This window comes from Acidimicrobiia bacterium (assembly GCA_036396535.1).
Classification (GTDB): Bacteria; Actinomycetota; Acidimicrobiia; order Spongiisociales; family UBA5794; genus DASWKR01.
Map to the genome: position 1 here is coordinate 1 of DASWKR010000043.1, position 1927 is coordinate 1927.

Consider the following 1927-nt stretch of genomic DNA (forward strand, 5'->3'; position numbering starts at 1 on the left):
CGGGCGGATGTTCTGGTTGTGGTGGAAGACGTTGTCGGGGTCGTAGGTGGTCTTCACGTCCACCAGCCGCCCGTAGACGGAGTCGCCGTACGCCTCGCGGACCCGGCCGGGGTCTTCGTCGCCGCCGAGGAAGTTGACGTAGACGCCTTCGCGGAAGCGGCCGAGGGCGGCGAAGAAACCCCTCGTCCAAGCGGTGTCCCGGTCGCCGACGTCCTCGCCGGGCCGCCACACACCATCGAGGGTGATCGCGTGCGACGCCTGCCGGTTCCCGAACGCCGTCCCGCCATCGACCACACGGCTCACCGCCCCCTTCAGATGGAACATCGCCGCGTACGACCGTGGCGACGAGCAGGAGAACGCGTGCTCGGCGATCACTTCGATGAGGTCGTCGCGGAGCTCGGGGAGGTGGGTGGACTTCCAGTAGTAGCTCCAACCGTGGACGACGGTCGAGTCGAGCGCGCTCTGGAATCCCGCGTACAGCGTGGGCCCGACCAGGTCGAGGAGCGGAGTCCGGGATGCGCGCAGCGGACGGAGCCTCTGCAAACCGTCCTCGATCGGCCCGGCGTAGCAGGTACCCACCATCACCACCGGGCGCCAGTGCAGATTCTCGGGGATGACCGGTAGCGGTGGCGCGGTGCCGAACCTCACGACCGTGCCGAGCTCGTCGGGAGCGTCGCGGACGAAGTCGCGGTAGAAGCGGAGAACCTCCCTCGCGTCGCTCGCGTCCCAGAGGATCGGCCCGGCCAGGACGGTCGGCCCGACGGAGTGGAGACGGAACTCGAACGAGGTGACCGCGCCGAAGTTGCCGCCGCCGCCTCGCAGCGCCCAGAACAGGTCGGGGTGCTTGTCCCCGGACGCGCGCAGCAGCTCGCCGTTAGCCGTCACGACGTCGGCGGCGAGGAGGTTGTCGACCGTGAGGCCGTGCTTGCGCATCAGCCAGCCGACGCCGCCGCCGAGGGTGAGCCCGGCGACGCCGGTGTGGCTCACGATTCCGCCGGTGGTGGCCAGACCGTGCGCCTGCGTCTCGCTGTCGACGTCCCCCCACAGCGCACCACCCTGCACCCAGGCCCTGCGGCCGGCGGGATCGACTCGCACGCCCCGCATCGCCGAGAGGTCGATGACGATCCCGTCGTCGCAAACGGCGGTGCCCGCCACGTTGTGGCCTCCGCCCCGTATGGCGATCTCCAGATCGTGGTCGCGGGCGAAACGCACGGCCGCGACCACGTCGGCGCTCCCGATGCATCGGGCGATCAGGCGCGGGCGCCGGTCGATGGCACCGTTCCAGACTGCACGGGCGCTGTCGTAGTCGGCGTCGCCGGCGCTGATCAGCCGGCCTCGGAACCCGTCGATCTTCGCGAGGGTTGGCTTCTTGCTTCCGTGGGCGATTTCCGCGGTCGTTGCTGACGTCATCGTGTCCTCCCGTCTCGACGGCCACATCGAACCACCGTGGACCGCGGCTGGATAGTCAAGAATCTGGACTTCACAATCGATGGCGGGTGCGCAACACTGGCGTCGTGAGGACGTACGGTCAGTACTGCCCCATCGCCCGTGGCGCCGAGATCTTCGCCGAGCGCTGGACCCCCCTGATCATCCGCAACCTGTACCTTGGCTGCGGCAGCTTCAGTGAGATCCTGCAGGGCGCGCCCGGACTCTCCCGTACCCTGCTCTCGCAGCGGCTCAAGCACCTGGAACGGCTCGGTGTCGTCGGGTCGGCGCCCAAGCCCGACGGGCGCGGGCACCGCTACAAGCTCACGTCCGCAGGCCACGAGCTTTTCACGGTCTGCCGGTCGCTCGGCGAGTGGGGTGCGCGTTGGCTCGAGATCGCCCCCGAGAACCTCGACCCCTTTGTGGCCCTGTGGTCGATGTGCAACGCGCTCCGCCGAGACCGGCTCCCGGATCGACGCGTCGTCATCCGCTTCGACTTCAC

General features: G+C 69.2%; 2 protein-coding genes. One reads left to right on the plus strand and one right to left on the minus strand.

Annotation, left to right across the window (positions count from 1 at the left end):
• A partial coding sequence (locus tag VGC47_07440) for an FAD-binding oxidoreductase (GenBank protein ID HEX9855130.1) occupies positions 1–1410 on the minus strand: 1410 nt, incomplete at its 3' end.
• A gap of 86 nt (positions 1411–1496) precedes the next feature.
• Here VGC47_07440 and VGC47_07445 point away from each other — a divergent pair.
• Positions 1497–1927: helix-turn-helix domain-containing protein (locus VGC47_07445; GenBank protein HEX9855131.1), on the plus strand; the 431-nt coding region annotated here is incomplete at its 3' end.